The following is a 19211-nucleotide window of genomic DNA, read 5'->3' on the forward strand; positions in this document are numbered from 1 at the left end:
CATTTCAGTAGGATGAGAACCGGGGCAGGACCCCGCCCCGACGGGGCGGCAGGGGCAGGGCGAACCAGGTGGGACGGATGACGGACACCGCGCGGACGGTCGGGATCAAGGACGTGGCACGCGAGGCGGGAGTCTCCGTCGGCACCGTCTCCAATGTGATCAACCAGCCGGACCGGGTCTCGCCCGCGACCCTCCAGCACGTACGAGGAGTCATCGCCCGCCTCGGCTACGTCCGCAGCGAGTCCGCCCGCCAGCTGCGGGCCGGCCACAGCCGGATCATGGCGCTGCTCGTCCTCGACATGGGCAACCCCTTCTTCGTCGACATCGCCCGCGGTGCCGAGCGCACCGCGCGGGCCGCCGGCCTGGGCGTCATGGTCTGCAACAGCGACCAGAACGCCCGCGACGAGGCCGACTACCTCTCCCTCTTCGCCGAACAGCGCGTCCGGGGCGTCCTGATCACCCCCGCCGACCCCAGCGGCGCGAACCTGCGCGAGTTCCGCCGCCACGGCATCCCGTCCGTGCTCGTCGACCGGGTCGCGGGCGACGGCGCCGGCTGCTCGGTCTCCGTCGACGACGTCGTCGGCGGCGCCCTCGCCATCCGGCACCTGACCGCGACGGGACACCGGACCTTCGCGTACGTCAGCGGCCCCTCCCACCTCCAGCAGGTGCGCGACCGGCGCGAGGGCGCCCTCCTCGCGCTCGCCGAGGCCGGGCTGCCCGCCTCGGCGCTCCGGGAACTCCCCGCCGAGCGCCTCGACGTGGCATCGGGACGCGACGCGGGCTCCCGGCTGCTCGGTCTCCCCGACCGCCCGACCGCCGTCTTCTGCGCCAACGACCTGCTGGCCCTCGGCGTGCTCCAGGCCCTGTACGCGGCGGGCGTCCGGGTCCCGGAGGACATGGCCATCGTCGGCTACGACGACATCGAGTTCGCGGCGGCCGCGACCGTACCCCTGACGTCCGTACGGCAGCCGGCGGTGACGCTCGGCGCCAGGGCCGCCGAGCTGCTCCTGGAGGAGACCGGCGAGCGGGCGGCCGACCACCGGCACGAGCACGTGGTGCTCCAGCCGGAACTGGTCGTCCGCCGCTCGACGCTCGCCGGTCCCTGACCTCCCGGAGCGCGGGCGTCAGCGGACGCCGAGAAGGTGCTCCAGGGCCAGCTGGTCGAGGTGCTCGAAGGCCATGGAGCGGGCCGCCGCCGCGTCCGCGTCGAAGGTCTCGTACGCCGTGGGGTCGGCGAGCAGCGCGGCGAGACCGTCGGCGGCGGTGGGGACGGCGAGTTCGGGCAGCCGGGAGGCGGCGAGAGCCCCCTGGACGTCCGGGTCGGCGCGGAAGGCCGCGGCGCGCTCCTTGAGGATCAGGTAGTTGCGCATGCAGTTCTTCGCCGACTCCCACACCCCGTCGGCACCGTCCGTGCGCACCGGCTTGAAGTCGAAGTGGCGCGGACCCTCGTACCCGGCCGTCTCCAGCAGGTCCACCAGCCAGAACGCCTGGCGCAGATCGCCCGCCCCGAAGCGGAAGTCCTGGTCGTACTTGATGCCGGACTGGCCGTTGAGGTCGATGTGGAAGAGCTTGCCCGCCCACAGGGCCTGCGCGATGCCGTGCGGGAAGTTGAGGCCGGCCATCTGCTCGTGGCCCGTCTCGGGGTTCACGCCGACGAGTTCGGGGCGCTCCAGGCGCTCGATGAAGGCCAGGGCGTGCCCGATGGTCGGCAGCAGGATGTCGCCGCGCGGCTCGTTCGGCTTGGGCTCGATCGCGAACCGCAGGTCGTAGCCCTGCTCGGTGACGTACTGGCCGAGCAGGTCGAAGGCCTCCTTCATCCGGTCGAGCGCGACCCGGACGTCCTTCGCGGCCCCGGACTCGGCGCCCTCCCGGCCGCCCCAGGCGACATAGACGGTGGCGCCGAGCTCGACGGCCAGGTCGATGTTGCGGAGGGTCTTGCGCAGGGCGAAGCGGCGGACGTCCCGGTCGTTGGCGGTGAAGCCGCCGTCCTTGAAGACCGGGTGGGTGAAGAGGTTCGTCGTCGCCATGGGGACCTTCAGGCCCGTGCGGTCCAGGGCCGCCCGGAAGCGCTTGACGATCGTGTCGCGCTCGGCGTCCGGGGTGCCGAACGGGATGAGGTCGTCGTCGTGGAAGGTGACGCCGTGCGCACCGAGGCCGGCGAGCCGCTCCACCGTCTCGACGGGGTCGAGCGCCGGGCGGGTGGCCTCGCCGAAGGGGTCGCGGCCCTGCCAGCCGACGGTCCAGAGTCCGAAGGTGAACCGGTCCTCGGGGACGGGGGAGTAGAGATCCGGCATGGTGGTGTCCTTCTCTCGGGATTTGTTTTCTGAGATAACTAATACGGGACGGACGCACCGGGCGCCACCCCCCGGGCCACGAATCACCCCCGGGACGAACAACAGGAAAGAGGTGAGGGCGTGCCCACGAGCCGCTCCGTCGTGATCGGCGTGGACAGCTCCACGCAGTCCACCAAGGCCGCGGCCGTCGACGCCGACACCGGCGAACTCCTCGCCCTCGGCCGCGCCCCGCACACCGTCACCGGTACCGCAGGGGCGCGCGAGAGCGACCCCGAGGAGTGGTGGACCGCCCTCGCCGCGGCCGTCCGCGCGGCCGTACGGGAAGCGGGCGTCCCGGCCGGCTCCGTCACCGGCATCGCCGTCGCCGGACAGCAGCACGGGCTCGTCACCCTCGGCGCCGACGGGCACCCCCTGCGCCCCGCCCTGCTCTGGAACGACACCCGATCGGCCCCCCAGGCCGCCGGCCTGGCCACCCGCCTCGGCGGCCCTCCGGCCTGGCTGAAGCGCACCGGCTCCGTCCCCGTCGCCTCCATGACCGCCGCCAAGTGGCAGTGGCTGCGCGAGCGGGAACCCGCCACGGCGGCGGCCGTCGCCGGCGTCCGCCTTCCGCACGACCACCTCACCGAGCGGCTCACCGGAACCGCCGTGACCGACCCCGGGGACGCCTCGGGGACCTGCTGGTACGGGACCGGCGACGGTGCCTACGACCCCGAGATCCTGGACCTCATCGGTCTCGACCCCGCCCTGCTGCCCGCCGTCGCGCCCGGGGGCGCCACCCGCGTCGGCACCCTGACCCCGGCCGCCGCCGAGGCCCTCGGGCTGCCCCGGACGGTCGTCGTCGCCGCCGGGACCGGCGACAACATGGCCGCCGCCGTCGGCCTCGGCCTCGGCGGCGCGGGACTCCTCGACCACCCGGTCGTCAGCCTCGGCACCTCCGGCACCGTCTTCGCCGCGACCCGCGCCCGCCCCGCCGACCCCGGACTCGCCGGCTTCGCCGCCACCGACGGCACCTACCTCCCGCTCGGCTGCACGCTCAACTGCACCCTGGCCGTCGACCGGTTCGCCACGCTCCTCGGCCTCGACCGCGCGGACGCGGCACCCGGCGGAGACGTCGTCGTCCTGCCGTACCTCGACGGCGAACGGACCCCCGACCTCCCGCACGCCTCGGGACTCGTCACCGGCCTCCGGCACGGCACGGACCCGCGTGAGGTGCTTGGCGCGGCCTACGAGGGAGCGGCCTTCACCGTGCTGCGCGCACTCGACCGACTCCTCACCGCCTGCGGCCTCGACCCGGCCGACCCCGCCGTACGGGACCGGCCGCTGCGCCTGATCGGCGGCGGCGCACGCGGCCGCGTCTGGACCGAGACGGTCCGGCGGCTCTCCGGCCGACCCCTGATCGTCCCCGCCGCCGACGAGCTCGTCGCCCTCGGCGCGGCGGCCCTCGCCGCCGCCGCGGTGACGGGCGCGGACCCGGTGGCCCTGACGACGGCCTGGGGTACGGGGACCGGCGAGGTCCTGCCCCCGGTCGAGCGCGACGAGGCGACCTGGGACCGGATCGCGGGGGTCCTGGCCGCCGCGACGCCCGCGCTGCTGCGCTGAGCGCCGGTGGGCCGACCGCACGGGGCCTTCGGGCCCGGGGCCGGTCGGCCCGCGTGTTCAGGCCGGTCGGCCGGCCATGCCGCTGCCGCGGGTGGCGCCGGTGATGCCGGGCCGGCGATCGAGGGGGAGGGGTCGGCGTGCGGGGCGGCGGGGCCGGTGTGCGAGAGCGAGAGCCGGCGTGCGGGGCGGGCCGGGTCGGCGTGCCTGGCCGGGCGCGTCTCAAGGCCGGTCAGGAATCGAGAAGCCCCGCCCGTCGCACTGCCCCTAGCGTGATGGTCATGGCAACCACCGCTTCCACCGCAGCCACCACGTCCCTCGCGTCCGTCACCCTCGAGGTGGCCGACCTCGACGCCGCCCGCCGCTTCTACGCCGCCTTCGGCGTGGACACGTACATCGGCCTGCGGGCGTCCGAGGCGCACTCCACCGGATTCCGCGGCTTCACCCTGGCGCTCACGGTGTCCGGGCCGGCCACCGTCGACCACTTCGTCGGCGCCGCCGTGGCCGCCGGCGCCACGGTCCTGAAGCCCGCCGCGAAGTCGTTCTGGGGATACAGCGGCGTCGTCCGGGCCCCGGACGGGACGATCTGGAAGATCGCCACCTCGGAGAAGAAGGACACCGGCCCCGCCACCCGCGAGATCGACGACATCGTCCTGCTCCTCGGCGTCGAGGACGTGAAGGCCACCAGGCAGATGTACGCCGGCCTGGGCCTGACCGTGGCCAAGAGCTTCGGCGGCAAGTACGCCGAGTTCGCCCCCGGTCAGTCCAGCCCCGTCAAGCTGGCGCTGTACAAGCGCCGTGCCCTTGCCAAGGACCTCGGCGTCCCGGCGGACGGCACCGGCTCGCACCGCGTCGTCCTCGGCGGCACCGCTGGCACCTTCGCCGACCCGGACGGCTACGTCTGGAGCCTCGACCACAGTACCCGGGGAACCGACCAGCCCTACGCCGAGTAGCCGCGATCTCCCGCCTCACCGAACAGGAGCAAGACCATGAGGTTCTGGACCCATGTCGAGCCGCCCGAGCCCATGCGGGGCCTGGAAGTTCCGTCCGAGGTGGTTGAAGCGCTCGGCGGGGGCGCACGGCCGCCGGTGACGATCACGGTCAACGGGCATTCCTGGAAGAGCCGGGTCGCCCTCCTGCGAGGCCGCCACCTGCTCGGCCTCAGCAACGCCAACCGGCAGGCCGCGGGTGTCGCGATCGGCGACGAGGTCGAGGTCGAGCTGGAACTCGACACCGAGCCGCGCGTCGTCGTCGAGCCGGAGGACTTCACCCGAGCCCTGGACGACGACCCCGTCGCACGCGCCGCGTACGACACCCTCTCCCACAGCCGCAAGCGTGAGCATGTGCGCGCCGTCGAGAGCGCGAAGAAGCCCGAGACGCGCCGGCGGCGCATCGAGAAGGCCATCGCCACCCTGCACGGCTGAGCCCGAGAGCCCGAGAGCCCGAGAGCCCGAAAGCCCGAGAGCCCGAGAGCCCGAAAGCCCGAGAGCCCGCACTCCGCACGGCAGTTCCACCGCCGTGCGGAGGAATCACCCTGCCCGATTCCTCCTGAAGGGACGACCATGTCGAAGAGACTCATGACCGGCCTGTACTGGCTCATGGCCTGCGAGTTCGCGCTGGGCGCCGTGACCAAGTACTGGCCGGGCGACACGATGTTCAGCTCGGCGTACTCCGTGAAGTTCGCCGAATGGGGGTACCCGTCGTGGATGCGCTTCGTGGTCGGCGCCCTGGAAGGTGTGGCCGCCGTCCTGCTGGTGATCCCCGACAAGCGGGCACGCTTCCTGGGTGCCACGACGCTGATGTTCGTGCTCACCGGCGCGGCCACCACCCACATCGTCAACCACGACCCGGCGGGGGAAAGCTGGGCCGCGCCGACCCACCTCGTCGTCATGGGCATCCTCGCGCTGGCCAACTGGCCCGCCGACTGGCGAGACCTCCTGCCCGGCGCTTCACCCGCACGGTCTCGCGCCGCGGCCGAACACGCCTCACAGGCCGCGCCGCACCATGGGCACTCCTTGACCTGAAGCTTGGTCGAGGTTCTAGCGTGGTGCCTACTTGATCATCCGGTGACGGGAAGAGACACCCATGATCCTCGTGACCGGAGCCACCGGAAACATCGGCAGTGCCCTGCTGAAGGAGCTGCACGCACGCGGTGTCGGGCCGCTGAGGGGCCTCACGCGTGATGCCGCACGGGCCGTCCTCCCAGACGGGGTCGAGGCCGTGGAGGGCGACTTCAGGGAGCCGGCTTCGCTGAAGCCCGCGCTGCAAGGGGTGCGTTCGCTGTTCCTCGTGTCGCGTCCGGGCCCGGACGCCGACATGCTCGAAGCCGCGCGCCAGGCGGGCGTGGAGCACGTCGTGCTGGTGTCGTCCATCACCGTCCAGACCCACCCGCACCTCGGCCCCGCCGGAGAGAACCTGGCGGTGGAGCAGCTGCTCAAGGCGAGCGGCATGGCCTGGACCATCCTGCGACCGACGCAGTTCGCCTCGAACACCCTGATGTGGGCGGCATCCATCCGTGGCCGCGAGACCGTCCGCGCACCGTACGCCGAGACCGCGCTGCCCACCATCCACCCTGCGGACGTCGCGGCGGTGGCACGGGTGGCACTGACCGAGCCCGGCCACCACGGTCGCACGCACGCCTTGACCGGCCCCGAGCCGGTGACCGCCCGACAGCAGGTCGAGGCCATCGCGGAAACCCTGCGCCGGGAGGTTCCCTTCGCCGAGATCAGCCGCCGCCGAGCCCACGCGCAGATGGCCGCGGTCTTCGGCCCGGAAGCCGCGGAAGCGGTGCTCGACGTCACGGGCGGAGACGTGAACGACGAGCTGCTGACGGTGCGCGACACGGTCGCACGGATCACCTGAACGCCCGCCCGCCCGTTCCGGCAATGGGCTTCGGAGAACACCGACGCCTTCCGCTGAACCACCCGGGCCCGAGCGCCGCACAACTGCCTTGCTCAGTACGTACGGTCACGGCTCCGGCAGGAGTTCCGTAGGCGGAGATCAACTCGCTGACAGGGGTTGCCCGTCAGGACGGTTTCCCCGGTCAGTGGGGGCTGGCCCCACCTTCGATCGACCGGACAGCCGGATGGGCGGATGGACGTCGTGTCGGCGACTGTGGGGGCTGTCCCGAACAAGTCGCCTACAGAGAAGGCAAGATCGTGCGCATTGTCACGGCCACCGCCGTCGCACTGGCTCTCGTCGGCGGGGCCGCGTCGGCCGCCGCCGCCCACCAGCCGACCACCGACGGAACCTGGCGCATGGACGGCTACGGCACAGTGCTGTCCATCCGGAACGGAACTTTCCAGGAGTACCAGACCACCGCCGTCAGCTGCCTCAAGGGCGACTCCGCACGGCGGACCGGCCCCGGCACGTACACCACGCCGGACGGGACCGTCCGCACCGTGCGCCCCCAAGGAGGCCTCGACAGCGCGTCCCTGCGGGTGGACGGCTCCGTGGGCGACCGGAGTCTGCGCCGGATCCCGGAATTGCCCGACGCCTGTAAGCGTCCCGCCCCCAAGGGTCCGCTCGCCGCCTTCGACGTCTTCTGGCAGTCCTACGAGGAGAACTACCCCTTCTTCGCCGCCAAGGGCGTCGACTGGCACGCCGTACGCGACCACTACCGGCCCGAGGTGCACGCGAAGACGACCAGGGACGAGCTCTACGCCGTCTTCAGCGAGATGGTCAGGCCGCTCCAGGACGCCCACGTCGCCGTTCAGGACGGCGACCGCGTCTTCGCGCAGGTTCGCCCCGGCACCGTCCTGCCCACCGAGAAGTTGGACACCAAGGTCAAGAACTTCATCGTGGCGCGCGACCTCAAGGACGCCCGGAACCTCCAGGACTTCGCCAACGGGCGCATCACCTACGCCGACCTCCCCGGCGGGCAGGGCTATGTGCGGATCTCCGGCTTCGGCGGATACGCGGGCGCCGGCGCCCCCTACGCCGTCCAGCTGGCCGAGCTCGACAGGGCTCTGGACACGGTCTTCGGCCAGGAGCGCACCCGGCGCCTGAAGGGTCTGATCATCGACCTGCGGATCAATGGCGGCGGTTCCGACTCCATGGGGATCCACATCGCCGAGCGCCTCACCGACACCCCCTACGTCGCCTACTCCAAGCGGGCCCGCAACGACCCCGCCGACCCCACCAGGCACACGCGCCCCCAGGCCGCCCATGTCACGCCCGCCCAGGGTCCCCGCTACACCGGGCCGGTCGCCGTGCTGACCGGCGGGTCGACGGTCAGCGCGGGGGAGACGTTCGCCCAGGCCCTCATGGACCGGCCCGGCAGGACGGTCCGGATCGGACAGCCCACGCAGGGCGTCTTCTCGGACGTCATGATGCGCAAGCTCCCCAACGGCATGTCGGCCTGGCTGCCGAACGAGGAGTTCCTGACCCGCTCGGGCAGCACCTTCGACGGCACGGGCATTCCGCCGCACCTCACCGAGCCGGTCTTCACCGAGGACGAGTTCGCCAAGAAGAGGGACTCGGCCTTCGACAGGGCTCTGCACGTCCTGCGGGACCACGGCGGCCCCACGACCTGACGCGGGAGCGGCGGGACCGGCAGATCGCTCGCTGAAGAGCACGGAAAGTCGGTACCGCGCCGCTCCCAGGACCCTTCGGCGCCGCTGACGCGCGGCGGATCATCGTGCGGCCGGTGTCACGGGTGCCGCCCGAGGCGTCGGTGTCATCGGCCGTCGATGAGGTGGGCCAGGCTCGTGGGGGTGAGACGGATGTCGTCGAAGCGCACACGGCACCCCTCGCCCACGGGCGACTGCACCTCGATGCCGATCCGTAGGGGACGGGGACCCTCCAGGGCGAACTGCCGGACCAGGCGCCAGAAGTCCCCGTCGTCCGAGACGTGGAAGGCGAAACCCTCCCCGATCCGGCTGACGCGCAGCCACAGCGCGTCGCCCGCGACGGGGCACCCGACCGCGTCGTCGGAACGGCCGCGGGTCACGACCGAGAAGACGCTCGGCGTCCCGTCGGGGGCCTGCTCGAAGTTGAGTTTGGCCCAGTGGTCGTCGTCGGACCGGACGACGAGGGCCCCCGCGTCCCAGGCGGACCGGAAGCCGACGCGGAGCCGGGCCGAGAACTGCCAGTCGCCTTCCGGGGGAGTGGTCAGGGCCACGGCGGCGTCGCGCCGTGCCGCCCCGCCGAGCGGGTCGGTGAAGAGGTCCGTCCGTGGGGCGGCGGTGACGGTCAGGACGCCTTCGGCGAGGGAGTACGCCGCGGGAGCGGTGGCCCAGTCCAGACCGAGCGGGAGTGAGGTGTCGACGTTCATGGCGTCATGATCGCGAGCCGGCCGTGCCCCCGCCACGGTCTCGGGCGAGGATCCATGAGCCGGTACGAAAGTCCAAGCCGGAGCGCGGGCGGGGGCACGGGCCCCCGCCCGCCCCACAGCCCGTGCCCGCCGCTTCCTTGCCGTCCCCGTCAGGCCCCGGGCCTTGTCCCCGTCGTGACGCGCCGCTGGTGCACCCGCAGGTGCAGGGTCGCCAGGTCGAGGAGCGGGGTCGGCACGCCCAGGGTGCGGGCGCGGTCGGTCAGGTCGCCGAAGAGGTGCTCGACCTCGGTCGGACGGCCCGCCGTCAGGTCGCGGTAGAGGGACGGCACCATCGGAGAACCCGGCACGGACACCACGGCGAGGGTCGCGGCCCGTTCCGCCTCCGGTACGGGGTGCCCGGCCGCCGCGGCGACGGCGGACGCCTCGTCGAGCACCGCCGGGCCGAGGCCGGGACCGCCCGGCACGTCGTACACCTCGCCGACCGTGCCGCGCATCAGGCTCGTCACGGCGCCGAGGGTCGTGATGAACACCCACTTGTGCCACATGGCCGTGACCGCGTGCGCCGGTTCCGGCGAGGCGATGCCCGCGCCTTCGAGCACCGCCCGGATCTTCGCCGCGCGCGCGGAGTCCGTACCGTCCTGCTCGCCGAGCGTCAGATGGGCGAGCGGGGCGAGCCGCCGGATGTCACCCGAGTCGTCGAGGGTGGTGACCACCTTGGCCACGCCGCCCAGGACGGCCGGGGCGCCGAAGCGGGCATTGAGGGCGTCCAGGTGGGCGAGGCCGTTGAGGAGCGGCACGACGGCGGTGTCCGGTCCGACGGCCGGGGCGATGTCCTCGATCGCCGCGTCCAGGCCGGTGGACTTCACCGAGAGCAGGACGAGGTCGTACGGGGCGTCGAGCGCGTCGGCCGTCACGAGGCGGGGCGTCAGGACCCATTCCTCGTCGCGGCCCACGACCCGCAGTCCGCGCTCGCGCAGTGCCGCCGCCCGGGCCGGGCGGACCAGGAAGGTGACGTCCTGTCCTGCGCGGGCGAGCAGGGCTCCGAAGTAGCCACCGGTGGCACCGGCGCCGACGACCAGGATCTTCATCGTCGCGAACCTCTCGTGGGGCGCCCCGTGGGCGCGGTGATGAGCAGGGGGTGGAGCAGCCGGTGCGGCCGGGCGAGTGCCGCCGTCACCGGATCGTCGTCCGGGGAGGTGGGGGCCAGTCCCGGCCCCGGGGCGACCAGGACGTCCGCGACGGGTACGGCCGTGGAGCAGCCCGTACACCGTCCGTCCGCGTCGAGGGGGGCTTCGTCCGCGGCGTGCAGGAAGACGCGGCGCGGGCCGCCGTCCGCCGCGTGGAACTCCTCGCCCCAGGCGGTGAGCGCGCGGACGGCCGGCCAGAGGGCGACGCCCTTGGGCGTGAGCGCGTACACCTCGCGGCGGCCGGTGCCCGTCTCCGGGCGCCGTTCCAGGACACCCGCCCCGGTGAGGGTGGTGAGCCGGTCGGTGAGGACGGCCCTGGGCACGCCCAGGTGCGCGGCGAACTCGCCGAACCGGCGGACGCCGTAGAAGGCGTCGCGCAGGATCAGCAGTGTCCAGCGCTCGCCGACGATCTCCATCGACCGGGACAGGGCGCAGGTCTGGCCGCGGTAGTCGCGCGGAAGCGTCATGACCGGACCCTAGCGCAGAAGAGTTCGGTCACTGAACTCTTTTGGCGAGCGAAGCTGTTCGCGGATGACCGAAGGGCTGCTCACAGGTGATCGGGCGCTGTTGCCCGGTGAGCGAGCGTTGCCGTTTCGGGTGAGTGAAAGGGACGACTAGGCTCTCGCTCACCATGAACCAGCCCACGGAACCCAAGGCCGACAAGTCGGGCGTGCGCCGGCACAACCTGAGCCTCGTCCTGCGGACCGTCCACGACGCGGGCGAGACCACCCGGGCGGCCGTCGCCGCCCGCGTCGGCCTGACCCGGCCCGCCGTCTCGTCCCTCGTCGAGCAACTCCTCGACCTCGGGTTCCTCGTCGAATCGGGCAAGACGTTCAGCGGCCAGGCAGGACGTCCGGGCACCGTCCTGAAGCCCGCCGACACCGGACCCGCCGGGCTCGGCGTCGAGATCAACGTCGACTACGTGACCGTCTGCGTCGTCGACCTGACCGGAACCGACCGCGTCCGCCGCACCGTACGCCTCGACAACCGCGCTGCCGGCGCCCCCGAGGTCCTCGCCCGGGCCGCCCGCATCGCCGCCGAAGCCCTGGACACCGCCGCCGAGCGCCACCTCGTCCCGGCCGGCGCCGGACTCGCCCTGCCCGGCCTCGTCTCCGGCGGAGCCGTCCGACAGGCCCCCAACCTCGGCTGGTACGAGGTCGACGCCGAGCGTCTCTTCGGCGAGGCGCTCACGGCGCTGCGCCCCGGCACCGGGGGCCTCGCGCTGACCTCGGACAACGAGGCCAACATGGCGGCCCTCGCCGAGCTGTGGTTCGGCGCACTCGGCGACCTGCGGACGTTTCTGCACCTGACGGGGGAGATCGGCGTCGGCGGCGCGATCGTCGTCCACGGCGAACTCCTGCGCGGCGCCCACGGCTTCGCCGGCGAGATCGGCCATCTCGTCGTCGACGCGGAGGGCCCCCGCTGCCGCTGCGGCTCACGCGGCTGCCTCGAACAGTACGCGGGGCAGGCGGCGCTGCTCCGCTCGGCGGAGGCGACCGGCGTCCCGGAGCTGACGGAGCGGGCCGTGGCGGGCGACCGGCGGGCGCTCGACGCGCTCGCCGAGGCGGGCCGGATGCTCGGGCGCGCACTGTCGGGCGCCGTGAACCTCCTCGACCCCGAGGCGGTCGTCCTCGGCGGGATCTACCCGCAGTTGATGCCGTGGCTCGTCCCGGCCCTGGCCGAGGAGCTCTCCGACCGGGTCGTCTCCGGCCTCTGGACCCCGGACGCGGGCCGGCTGCGCCCGGCCTCCGCCACCACCGACGCCTCCCGGGGCGCGGCGGCCCTCGTCCTCCACGACGTCCTGGCCGACCCGCTGGCGTACGCCGCGGCCGCGGGGGCCTGAGAGCGCCTCACCGGTCCGCGCGCGCCGCGCCGCACCGCGCCGTGCCGCTCGCCGCGGTCACGACCGGGCGGCCGTCGGGCCGTACGGCGGGGGTTCGACGAACGGACGGGTCAGGTGCGCCGTCGCCGGCACCGCCCCGCTCTCCGCGGCCCGCGCGAGAGGCTCCTCGCGCGAGGTGCGGGCGGCGACCGGGTCGAGCTCATGGGCACAGGCCACGCCCGGGGCGGCGAGCTGCACGGCGTGGACGAGGAGGTCACCGGTGACCAGCACGTCCCGGCCGGCCGGCCGTTCGCCCAGGACGGACTGATGGCCCGGGGTGCGCCCGGGGGTGGGCAGCAGCGTGACGCCCGGGCGCAGCCGGTGCCTGCCGTCGACCTCGTGGAGCTGCCCGGCGGCGCGGAGCGGCTCCACCACCCGGTCGGCGACCGGGTCCCGCCGGCCGAGTGCGGCGGTCTCCGCGCGCTGGACGGCATACCGGGCCCGCGGGAAGAACGGCAGGCCGGCGGCCCAGCCGGTGTGGTCCTCGTGGAGATGCGTCAGGACCACGGTGTGGACGTCCGCCCGGTCGATCCCGGCCGTCGTGAGCAGCTCCGGCAGCCGGCCGGGCACGGGACACCAGGGCGCCCCGGGACCCTCGGCGGGGCCCAAGCCCGCGTCGATCAGCGTCCAGCCCGCACCGTCCGGGGCGGCGACGGCGAAACAGCGGAAGTCCAGCCGACCGCTCTCATCCCGCTCTCACGTAGGCCTTATCCCGTCATCACACGGCGCGCCTAGCTTCACGCCCATGTTCTTCACCTACCTCCGGCGCGAACTGCGCCGTCGCAGAAAGGCGGCGCTCGTCGTCGCCTCCGGGCTCGCGCTCGGGATCGCGCTGGTCATCGTCGTCAACTCCGTCTCCTCCGGCATGAGCCAGGCCCAGGGCAAGGTCCTGGAATCCCTCTACGGTCTCGGGACGGACCTGACGGTGACCAAGGCGCAGGAACGGCCCGAGGACGGCGCCCGGCCGCAGCGCCCCCGGTTCGAGTTCCAGGGCAAGGAGGAGGGCGAGGCGCAGAGCAGCGACCGGCTGATGGTCCAGGGATTCCAGACCCTCGCGGACTCCACCGTCGCCACGGTCGCCGGACAGCCCGGTGTCGCCCGGGCGGTGGGCGGACTCAGCCTCGTCAACCTGAAGATCAACGGGGAGTTCGAGCGGGGCCGGATCCAGCGCGGCCAGACCCAGCAGAGCCGGCCGGGCGGCGAGAACGGCGGCGGCACCGGCGGCGGCAGCGGTCCGGGCGACACGGTCACCGGCGGCGGTGCGGCCTTCGACGTCGACTCCTTCACCCTCTACGGCACCGACGTCACCGCGCCCGACCTCGGCCCCCTCACCACCTCCACCGTCTCGAAGGGCCGTACCTTCAAGACCACCGAGACCGACGCCGAGGTCGCCGTCGTCGACAGCGCCTACGCCCAGCAGCAGGGGCTCGCCGTCGGCGGCGAACTGACCGTGAAGGGCGTCAAGTTCGAGATCGTCGGCATCGCCACCGCCGACCGCGGCCAGTCCGCGGCCCAGGTCTATCTGCCGCTGAAGCAGGCGCAGACGCTCTCCTCCTCCGCCTCCAAGATCACCACGATCTATGTGAAGGCGGCCGACTCGACGCGGATCGACGCGGTCAAGTCGAGCATCCAGAAGAACGTCACCGGCACCACCGTCACCACCTCGGCCGACCTCGCCCAGACGGTCTCCGGCTCGCTCGACACCGCGGCCGACCTCGCCTCGAACATGGGCAGGTGGCTCTCGTACGCCGTGCTGCTCGCCGCCGTCCTGGTCGCCGGTCTGCTCACCTCCTCCGCCGTCACCCGTCGGGTCCGTGAGTTCGGCACGCTCAAGGCCCTCGGCTGGAAGAGCGGCCGGGTCACCCGCCAGGTGGTCGGCGAGGCCCTCGTCAACGGAGTCATCGGCGGCGCCCTCGGCATCGCGATCGGCCTGGCCGGGGCGTACGCCGTGACCGCCGTCAGCCCGACGCTGACCGCCGAACTCGGCTCGTCCGGCGGCGCGTTCGGAGGTGGCGGCGGCGGTGGACGCGGCGGCATGGTCTTCGGCGGCGGCCCCGGCGGTACGGCCGCGGGCAAGACCGTCGACATCGCCCTCACCGCCCCCGTCAGCATCACCACGGTGGGTCTCGCCGTGCTCCTCGCGCTGGGCGGCGGCCTCGTCGCGGGTGCCTTCGGCGCCTGGCGCGCCTCGCGGCTGCGCCCCGCCGACGCCCTGCGCCGCGTCGAGTAGCCGAACCAACCCACCCACGCACCACAGGAGTCGCACCATGTACGAACTCATCGGCGTCACCAAGCAGTACCGGCGGGGGCAGAAGAGAGTCGACGCGCTCGCCGGGGTCGACCTCACCCTCGACCAGGGCGACCGGCTCGTCATCCAGGGCCCCACGGGCGGCGGCAAGTCGACCCTCCTCCAGATGCTCGGCGGCCTCGACCGCCCCACCTCCGGGCAGGTCCTGCTCGACGGCACCGACCTCGCCGCGCTCTCCGAGCGCAGGCTGACGGCCGTGCGCGGTCAGAACATCGGCTTCGTCTTCCAGAGCTTCAACCTCATCCCCACGCTCACCGCGCAGGAGAACGTGGAGACGGCGCTCGTCCCGCTCGGCGTCAGGCCCGCCGAGCGCCGCGGCCGCGCCGCCGAGGCGCTGGAGTCGGTCGGGCTCGGCGAGCGCCTCGGCCATCTGCCGTCCGAGCTCTCCGGCGGCCAGCAGCAGCGCGTCGCGATCGCCCGCGCACTGGTGAAGCGCCCCAAGGTGCTGCTCGCCGACGAACCCACCGGCAATCTCGACGAGTCGATGCGCGACGAGATCGTCGACCTGCTCGAAGGGCTGTGGAAGGAGCACGGGCTGACCTTCGTCATGGTCACCCACGACAGCGCGATCGCCCGCCGGGCACCCCGCCTCGCCACGATCCGCAAGGGCCGGATCACGATCAAGGAGAACCGCCCGGCGGAGTCGCCGGACCCGGTCGAGGCCTGAGGGTCTGCACGGGCACGCCTCGGCCGCGCAGTTAGGCCAGCGGGTCGATGTCCGAGCCGAAGTACGGCGTGGTCCGCACCTCGAAGTGCAGATGCGGACCCGTCACCCGCCCGGTCGCCCCCGACCGCGCGATGCGCTGCCCGGCGGACACGCTCCGGCCGACCGGCACGTCGATACGGGAGAGATGGGCGTACTGCGTGAAGCCGTCCGGGTGACGGATCACCACCTCGTATCCGTACGAGCGTCCGTACCCGGCGGTCACCACCCGGCCGGGGCCGACCGAGCGGACCGTCGTTCCCGACGGCACGGCGAAGTCCTGCTCCGTGTGGTAGCCCTTCGACCAGGAACCGCGCTGCCCGTAGTACCCGGTGAAGACGTACGAGGAGACCGGCGCCGTCCAGCCCCGCGAGGAGCCGGAGGGCGCCGAAGGAGCGGACGGCCCGGCCGGCTTCGGCGTCGGGGAGGGCTCGGACTCGGTGGCGGGCAGGCCCGTCCGCTGCTCGTACCTCCAGGCGTGGCCGGTCCAGTACCAGTGGCCACGGGACTTGTACCAGTACACCCGGTCCTTGGAGTCCCAGCCCTGCCGCCCCCGGAGGACCGGGTCACCGGTCCGGCCGCCGCGCCGGGCGGGGGTGACGGTGACGTTCTCGACGGCCGAGGCTCCGGTGCGCCGCTCGTACGTCGTGGCGTGGCTGGTCCAGCGCCAGTCGCCCGCCGCGTTCCGGAACCAGTACTTCGCGCCGTCCCAGCCCGCGTGCGCCGGGGCGGGTTCGGCGGCCGCCGTTCCCGCGGCCGCGCCTGCGGGCGCGGAGAAAGGGGGGAGCGCGAACGGGGGTGCGCTGCTCGCGAGTGGGGTGCTCACGGGCGGGTTGACGACGGGGGCGGTGGGTGCGGGGGCGTACACGGTCCTCTTCACTCCTGACTCCGGTCGGCCGGGCCGCCACTCCGGGTGTAGAAGGCCACGGCCAAGTCCTTGACCAGGGCCTGGCGTTCGAAGTCGTCGAGCTCGACGAGTCCCCGCGCGGTGAGCCGGTTCACGGTGTCGTCCACGGCGTCGATGACCCCGGTGAGGACCGACTCCCGGTGCTTCGCGTCGAGCACGGCGATCTGCCGGCGCCGCATGGCGGGGGCGTACTCGATGCGGGTCGGCTGTGCGGAGAAGACCGCGATGCCGACGGGCCGCCACTCGGCCGCGAGCAGGCGCGTGAGCGCGTCGCCGACCGCCTCGGCGTCCCGCAGGGTCGGCGCGTCGCCCCGGAAGGCGTCCGCGGGCAGTTGCGACAACACCCGTGCGACAGAGGCCTCCACCTGCTCGCGCAGACAGCCGAGATGGTCGTCGACGGAGAGCAGGGCGCGGGCGGTGTCCCGTACGGACCACACCACCAGTACCACCACGCGCAGGGCGGAACCCTCGGCGTCGACGGCGGCGATCGGTTAGCTGCGCCAGTGCCGCAGGCGCACGTCGATCCGGCGGCGCAGCACGAAGGGGCTGATCCAGACGAGTCCGGTGCGGCGGACGCTTCCCCGGTAGCGGCCGAAGAGCGAGAGCACCCAGGCGGAGCCGGTGCGCCCTCGGGTCAGCCCGCCGAAGGCGACGACGGTGACGACGACACAGCCGGCGAGCGCGGTGAGGCCGGTGAGGATGGCCACCCACCCGGGGGCGGCGGGCCCGGGGCGCTCCACGAGGTCGTGGTCGACGGGCGGGGGACGGCGCGGGGATGCCGTAGGGCCCGCCGCCTTCGGGGCTTCCGTGACGGTCCCGGCTTCCGCCTCGGGCAGGGGCCGCTTCCGCAGTTCGGTCATGAGGCCCTTCTGGCCCTTCCGGACCTGCCGGTCGTTCCGGAGGTGACGGTGCGTCGGATGATCTTCACGCACCATCGTCACAGGGGTGTATGTCCGGAATACCGAGCCGAACGTCCTGAATGCCCGGGACTCAGGTCCCTCGGCCAAGGCTTCACCGAGGGCCGTTGTCAGTGGGTGGCCCTACCGTTTTCACCATGACGACGACCTATCTGGAGCTGTCGCAGGACGACGGCGCTGCCCACAAGTTCTACGAAGTGACCGTGGACGAGCTCACGGTGTCGGTCCGTTACGGCCGGATCGGCGCGGCGGGCCAGACGCAGTGCTCCACCTTCCCGACACAGGCGAAGGCGCAGGCCGCCGCGGCGAAGAAGATAGGGGAGAAGGTCCGCAAGGGATACGCCCCGGCGGTCCGTGGACAGCGGGCGGCCCGCGCCGTGACACGCCGTGCGGTGACCTCCGCGCCCTCCACCGCGCGTGCCGTCGCCCCCGTGCTCTGGCGCTTCCGGACCGGGTCGGCGGCCTTCGGCATCCACGTCGACGAGGAGCGCTGCTGGGTCGGCAACCAGGCGGGGGACGTCTTCACCCTCGACCGCTCAGGCGAGGTGCAGGCCCGGTTCAGCCTGCCGGACGGTGTCAAGTGCCTGGTCGCCGACGACTTCTGGATCTACGCCGGCTGCGACGACGGCAAGGTGTACGACCTGTCGTCCAAGCTGCCCTTCGCCGCGTACGACATCGCCACCGACGTCGACATCTTCTGGCTCGACATCCACGAGGGCGTCCTGCACGTGGCCGACCGCTCCGGCCGGCTCACCGTCATCGACCACGAGGACGAGCACCAGTGGGCGCGCGGCGGCCAGGGCGAGCACGCCTGGATGGTCCGGGCCGACGGGGACGCCGTCTACTACGGGGACACGCGGGGCGTCGCCGCCCACGCGCCGGACGGCGGCGGCGAGCTGTGGCACACGGCCACCGAAGGCGGAGTGCTCTTCGGCTGGCAGGAGGACACCGCCGTCTACGCGGGCACGGCCCGCAAGAAGGTCCAGCGGCTCGCGAAGAAGGACGGGCGCGTCGAGGCGGTCTACGCCTGCGACAGCCCGGTGTACTCCTGCGCCACCTCGCCCGGTGGCCGGTTCGTCTTCGCCGCCGACTCGGCGTCCTCCGTCTACTGTTTCGCGGAGGACGGGACCCGACTCTGGAAGCTCGGTACGGGAGGGGGTTCGGCGCTCTCCATGCAGTACCGCGACGAGCGGCTCTACCTGGTGACCACGGACGGGTCGCTGGTGTGCGTCGACGCGAGCGAGGCGGCGATCGAGGCCGCCCAGGGCGGTACGGTCCCGGTCGCCCGGGACATCAAGCTCGCCGCGGCCCTGCCGGTGTACGAGCCGGCGACGACCGTCACCGCCGTGGCGTCCGTCAGCGACGCCCCGGCCGGATCGGTGGTCGTGGAATGTGTGAACGAGTCGGGCAGGACCCGGGTGCGGGTCGTCTCCCAGGGCTACGACTCCGCGTGGAACGTGCAGTTCCCCCGGGCGATCCGGGAGCCCGGCGTGCGGTACGTGGTGGACGCCCTGCACGCCGCCGCGGGCGGCTTCTACCGGGTCCGCGGTGACATCCGGCGGCTTCAGTGACAGCGGGTCACGGGGCGGGGGGTCACGGTGGAGGCGGCACGTTCGACGCGGCCACGGGGGACGGCCCGCCGTTGCCCCCGGCCGGTGCCGAACAGCGGTCGCGGGAGGTCCGGGCGGCCGTCGACGGGCTGCTCCAGATCAGACGGCTGACCCGTCGTCCGGACGGCGGGGACCCGACGACCGGACCCGCCGACTGGGAGCGCCGGCAGCCGCTCCGCGCGGTGGCGCTCGCGCTGGAGTCCGGCGGGCTCGCGCCCTCGTCCGTGGACGCCACCGGAGCCCGGATCACCACCGGGTACCGGGTGAGGGCGGGGGACCGGCCGGAGACGGCGGTGGTGGAGTGGCTGGGCCCGGCGGGCTCGGGCGCCGCCCAGGAGGAGACGGCGGCCCTCGGCGCGTGTGTACCGGCCCTGGCGCGGCTCGGCTGGGAGGCCCTGCTCTACAAGGGCCCGCGAGGCCGCCGCTTCCTGGAGGTCGAACCCATGAACGGCTGATTCCCGAAGGACCGAGGAGCGAGGAGCGAGGAACCGAGGACCGGAGGGGCAGGCCAGGGCCGGAGCGGACCCCGGCG

The 19211-nt window shown here is 73.3% G+C and carries 20 protein-coding genes; 12 read left to right on the forward strand and 8 right to left on the reverse strand.

Annotated features, from left to right (window positions below; genetic code table 11):
* Nucleotides 1-77: 77 nt before the first annotated feature.
* A complete protein-coding gene (locus ACH4MY_RS26780; RefSeq protein WP_398006269.1) occupies nucleotides 78-1106 on the forward strand; it encodes a LacI family DNA-binding transcriptional regulator in 1029 nt (342 codons plus the stop codon).
* 18 nt (nucleotides 1107-1124) lie between these two features.
* On the opposite strand, the gene xylA is transcribed toward ACH4MY_RS26780, so the two are convergent.
* Nucleotides 1125-2294, reverse strand: coding sequence for a xylose isomerase (xylA, locus tag ACH4MY_RS26785; RefSeq protein WP_398006270.1), 1170 nt, complete (start codon nucleotides 2292-2294; stop codon nucleotides 1125-1127).
* A gap of 120 nt (nucleotides 2295-2414) precedes the next feature.
* Here xylA and xylB point away from each other — a divergent pair, with 120 nt between their 5' ends.
* The 6 genes from xylB to ACH4MY_RS26815 all read left to right on the forward strand — a co-directional run bounded on the left by xylB (nucleotide 2415) and on the right by ACH4MY_RS26815 (nucleotide 8425).
* Complete coding sequence (gene xylB / locus ACH4MY_RS26790; RefSeq protein ID WP_398006271.1) at nucleotides 2415-3893, forward strand: xylulokinase; 1479 nt, start codon at nucleotides 2415-2417, stop codon at nucleotides 3891-3893.
* Nucleotides 3894-4171: 278 nt separating this feature from the next.
* Nucleotides 4172-4843, forward strand: coding sequence for a glyoxalase (locus tag ACH4MY_RS26795; protein ID WP_398006272.1), 672 nt, complete (start codon nucleotides 4172-4174; stop codon nucleotides 4841-4843).
* Nucleotides 4844-4879: 36 nt separating this feature from the next.
* Nucleotides 4880-5314 (forward strand): YdeI/OmpD-associated family protein, encoded by a 435-nt coding sequence (locus ACH4MY_RS26800; protein ID WP_398006273.1) that lies wholly within the window; start codon nucleotides 4880-4882, stop codon nucleotides 5312-5314.
* Nucleotides 5315-5452: 138 nt separating this feature from the next.
* On the forward strand, nucleotides 5453-5914 hold the full coding sequence (locus ACH4MY_RS26805; RefSeq protein WP_398006274.1) for a DoxX family protein: 462 nt from the start codon (nucleotides 5453-5455) through the stop codon (nucleotides 5912-5914).
* Between the two features lie 61 nt (nucleotides 5915-5975).
* A complete protein-coding gene (locus ACH4MY_RS26810; RefSeq protein WP_398006275.1) occupies nucleotides 5976-6752 on the forward strand; it encodes an SDR family oxidoreductase in 777 nt (258 codons plus the stop codon).
* Nucleotides 6753-7048: 296 nt separating this feature from the next.
* Nucleotides 7049-8425: a S41 family peptidase gene (locus tag ACH4MY_RS26815; protein WP_398006276.1), complete on the forward strand. Its 1377-nt coding sequence runs from the start codon at nucleotides 7049-7051 to the stop codon at nucleotides 8423-8425.
* A 143-nt stretch (nucleotides 8426-8568) separates the two neighbouring features.
* On the opposite strand, the gene ACH4MY_RS26820 is transcribed toward ACH4MY_RS26815, so the two are convergent.
* From ACH4MY_RS26820 to ACH4MY_RS26830, 3 genes are all read right to left on the reverse strand, one after another.
* Nucleotides 8569-9165, reverse strand: a complete 597-nt coding sequence (locus ACH4MY_RS26820; RefSeq protein WP_398006277.1) for a DUF1349 domain-containing protein — start codon at nucleotides 9163-9165, stop codon at nucleotides 8569-8571.
* A 149-nt stretch (nucleotides 9166-9314) separates the two neighbouring features.
* A complete protein-coding gene (locus tag ACH4MY_RS26825; RefSeq protein WP_398006278.1) occupies nucleotides 9315-10253 on the reverse strand; it encodes a ketopantoate reductase family protein in 939 nt (312 codons plus the stop codon).
* Nucleotides 10250-10819, reverse strand: a complete 570-nt coding sequence (locus ACH4MY_RS26830) for a winged helix-turn-helix transcriptional regulator (RefSeq protein WP_398006279.1) — start codon at nucleotides 10817-10819, stop codon at nucleotides 10250-10252. Before ACH4MY_RS26830 ends, ACH4MY_RS26825 begins: the two co-directional genes overlap by 4 nt.
* 164 nt (nucleotides 10820-10983) lie before the next feature.
* Between ACH4MY_RS26830 and ACH4MY_RS26835 the strand changes: the two genes are divergently transcribed.
* A complete protein-coding gene (locus ACH4MY_RS26835; RefSeq protein ID WP_398006280.1) occupies nucleotides 10984-12195 on the forward strand; it encodes an ROK family protein in 1212 nt (403 codons plus the stop codon).
* Between the two features lie 57 nt (nucleotides 12196-12252).
* On the opposite strand, the gene ACH4MY_RS26840 is transcribed toward ACH4MY_RS26835, so the two are convergent.
* On the reverse strand, nucleotides 12253-12909 hold the full coding sequence (locus ACH4MY_RS26840) for an MBL fold metallo-hydrolase (RefSeq protein ID WP_398006315.1): 657 nt from the start codon (nucleotides 12907-12909) through the stop codon (nucleotides 12253-12255).
* Nucleotides 12910-12979: 70 nt separating this feature from the next.
* Between ACH4MY_RS26840 and ACH4MY_RS26845 the strand changes: the two genes are divergently transcribed.
* A complete protein-coding gene (locus ACH4MY_RS26845) occupies nucleotides 12980-14464 on the forward strand; it encodes an ABC transporter permease (protein ID WP_398006282.1) in 1485 nt (494 codons plus the stop codon).
* 37 nt (nucleotides 14465-14501) lie between these two features.
* Nucleotides 14502-15209, forward strand: a complete 708-nt coding sequence (locus ACH4MY_RS26850; protein ID WP_398006283.1) for an ABC transporter ATP-binding protein — start codon at nucleotides 14502-14504, stop codon at nucleotides 15207-15209.
* Nucleotides 15210-15240: 31 nt separating this feature from the next.
* On the opposite strand, the gene ACH4MY_RS26855 is transcribed toward ACH4MY_RS26850, so the two are convergent.
* Genes ACH4MY_RS26855 through ACH4MY_RS26865 form a run of 3 tightly spaced genes read right to left on the reverse strand, consistent with a single transcriptional unit; the run spans nucleotide 15241 to nucleotide 17012 of the window.
* Nucleotides 15241-16125: a M23 family metallopeptidase gene (locus ACH4MY_RS26855; RefSeq protein ID WP_398006284.1), complete on the reverse strand. Its 885-nt coding sequence runs from the start codon at nucleotides 16123-16125 to the stop codon at nucleotides 15241-15243.
* Nucleotides 16122-16604 (reverse strand): SPFH domain-containing protein, encoded by a 483-nt coding sequence (locus ACH4MY_RS26860; RefSeq protein WP_398006285.1) that lies wholly within the window; start codon nucleotides 16602-16604, stop codon nucleotides 16122-16124. Before ACH4MY_RS26860 ends, ACH4MY_RS26855 begins: the two co-directional genes overlap by 4 nt.
* Before the next feature lie 39 nt (nucleotides 16605-16643).
* On the reverse strand, nucleotides 16644-17012 hold the full coding sequence (locus ACH4MY_RS26865; protein WP_398006286.1) for a hypothetical protein: 369 nt from the start codon (nucleotides 17010-17012) through the stop codon (nucleotides 16644-16646).
* Nucleotides 17013-17206: 194 nt separating this feature from the next.
* Here ACH4MY_RS26865 and ACH4MY_RS26870 point away from each other — a divergent pair, with 194 nt between their 5' ends.
* Together ACH4MY_RS26870 and ACH4MY_RS26875 are read left to right on the forward strand one after the other, a co-directional pair.
* Nucleotides 17207-18640 (forward strand): WGR domain-containing protein, encoded by a 1434-nt coding sequence (locus tag ACH4MY_RS26870; protein WP_398006287.1) that lies wholly within the window; start codon nucleotides 17207-17209, stop codon nucleotides 18638-18640.
* A 71-nt stretch (nucleotides 18641-18711) separates the two neighbouring features.
* Nucleotides 18712-19134 carry a hypothetical protein gene (locus ACH4MY_RS26875; RefSeq protein WP_398006288.1) on the forward strand — a complete coding sequence of 141 codons (423 nt, stop codon included), beginning with the start codon at nucleotides 18712-18714 and terminating at the stop codon, nucleotides 19132-19134.
* The last annotated feature ends 77 nt before the right edge of the window (nucleotides 19135-19211 follow it).

Source organism: Streptomyces sp. NPDC017246 (assembly GCF_044331325.1).
GTDB lineage: Bacteria > Actinomycetota > Actinomycetes > Streptomycetales > Streptomycetaceae > Streptomyces.